Here is a 1,421-nt window from a genome sequence, read left to right on the forward strand (position 1 = left end):
CCGCATGGCATCCTCCTGCGCCGTGCGACCCGAAGACCCGATGGGATCCCGGGTCAGAAAGCAATTATACACCTGGATCAGCAAACAGCAGATGGATTTTCGTTCAGGCAGGAGGGCTCGATCCTCTCAGGCGCGGTTCAGCATGACCTGTCGCCGAGCTCTCTATTCGAGGCCGGCGATGGCCAAACCGCGCTCATAGTGTGCCAGGTCGGCCGCATGCTGGAACCGGGCCGGCAACCGGAGCCAACCGATCGGGCCACCCACCGCCCGCAGCTCCTCCTCGCCCAGACGGTGTTGCAGCGTGGCACGCATCAGCCTGGCGTGCATGGCTGCCTCGTCCAAGCGTCCGGCATAAGCCGCCGCTGCGGCCAACCAACCGCGGTTGGTGGTGATGCGGTCCGGCGTCTGCCTCAGCCAGAACAGCGCCTCCTCGTACCGGTGGCCCACGAAGCAGGCCTTGCCGATCTGCTCCGCGGAGACCGGCGGAAAGTAAGGGTTGAGCCGGATGGCTTGCTCCGCCTGCCCGATGCCCCGCTCGGGCTCACCCGCATAGGCGTATTCCAGTCCGGTGTAGCCGAGCGTCTCCACATCCCCTGGGCTGAGCGTGACGGCGCGATCCAGGTGAAAGCGGGCGCCCGAGAAGTCGCGTCGCATCTGAAGCAGCATGCCGAGCAGCCAGTGGCCTTGCGGATCCAGTGGGTCGAGGGCAATTGCCTGTTGCGCATGGCTGATCGCCCGTTCCCGTCGGCGGTCCTCTTCCCCAGGCGTGATCCCGCCGGTGGAGACGTAGCACACGGCCAGCCCACAATGGGCAGCGGCCGAGGCCGGATCCTGCTCGAGAGCACGGCTGAAGTGTTCCAGGGCCTTGGCGTGTGACGCATGGGCGATCGAGCGCTGGTGCTCGCGGCCGCGTAGGCAATGCTCATAGGCGCTCAAGGACTGGATCTCCCGGTGGCGTATCCCCTCCAGCTCCGCCTGCTCGACCTGCACCGGGATGGTGGCCACGATGGCCATGGCCGCTTCCTCCTGGAACGAGGGCAATTCCTCCCAGTCACCCTGGTAGTGTTCGCCCCAGAGTTGCCGCTGTGAGGTGTTGTCGACAAGACGTGCCGTTACACTTAATCGGTTGCCGGTACGCCGGACACTGCCCTCGACCGTGTAACGGGCGCCGATCTGGTGCAGCCGGGTCTCGGGATCGGGGGCGCGCCCGAGTGCGAAGGATGTGTGTCGGGCCAGGACGCCGAGCCGCCGAAAGCGTGCCAGATCGGCGATGACATCCTCGGTCAACGCCGCGGGGAGGCTGACCAGCGTCTGGTCCTCAGACAGATCCCGGAAGGGCAACACGGCCACGAGGGGCTTGCCCTCCGACGACACATCGCTACGGCCCAGAACCCAGGCGGCATTGAATGGCTCTCGGGCAG

Annotated in this window: 1 protein-coding gene; it reads right to left on the bottom strand. The window is 66.3% G+C overall.

The window, feature by feature from the left end; translation table 11 throughout:
- Positions 1–162 precede the first annotated feature (162 nt).
- A partial coding sequence (locus tag ACYVOK_RS00005; RefSeq protein ID WP_460660092.1) for a tetratricopeptide repeat protein occupies positions 163–1,421 on the bottom strand: 1,259 nt, incomplete at its 5' end.

Source organism: Kribbella swartbergensis (genome assembly GCF_054784135.1).